We start from the raw sequence: 703 nt of genomic DNA on the forward strand, positions 1-703 counted from the left end.
CAATACAAGCCGCGGTGAGTTACTCGACTCTGTCGCCGCTATCGAAGCACTTAAACAGGGTAAGATTGGCGCTCTTGGTTTAGATGTGTACGACAACGAAAAGGACTTGTTCTTCCAAGATAAATCCAACGACGTTATCGTGGATGATGTTTTCCGCCGCTTATCGGCATGCCACAACGTTCTGTTCACTGGCCATCAAGCTTTCTTAACTCACGAAGCGCTGAATAACATAGCATCTGTGACATTGAACAACGTAGAAGCCTTCTTCTCCGGCCAAGTTTCAGGGAATGAACTAATCAACTAAACATAGAATCGAGGAGGATAGTAGAGCGTAGATTTTCAGCTATGCTATACTCCTCGACCATTAAAAAATTGAGTCTATTTACCATGAGCATTAAAACTGATATTCAAAAGCTGCATAACCGCGTAGATACCTGCCAACGTAAACTGGATGCAGCACGTTCTCGTGGTGATCACGAAATGATTTCTAAATTCACGGATGAAGTTGAAGATCTAACAAAGAAGCTTAACCAACTTAAGCACAAACAAACATACGAACTAAATAAAGAACGTAAAAGCCTGTTAGATATGCCATTCTCTCGTGAAATCACTAAAGCAGAACAGGCAGACATCGGTAAACTGAAGAAACGCGTACGCGGCCTGGTTATCGTTCACCCTATGACTAAAATGGGTAAAGAACTAG

At 42.2% G+C, this 703-nt stretch carries 2 protein-coding genes; both read left to right on the plus strand.

Annotation, left to right across the window (positions count from 1 at the left end; all coding sequences use genetic code 11):
• The coding region (locus R7040_RS26600) for an NAD(P)-dependent oxidoreductase (RefSeq protein ID WP_031857417.1) at positions 1 to 304 on the plus strand (304 nt) is incomplete at its 5' end.
• Between the two features lie 83 nt (positions 305 to 387).
• Positions 388 to 703: YibL family ribosome-associated protein (locus tag R7040_RS26605; protein ID WP_318097602.1), on the plus strand; the 316-nt coding region annotated here is incomplete at its 3' end.

This window comes from Vibrio sp. 1069, assembly GCF_033340555.1.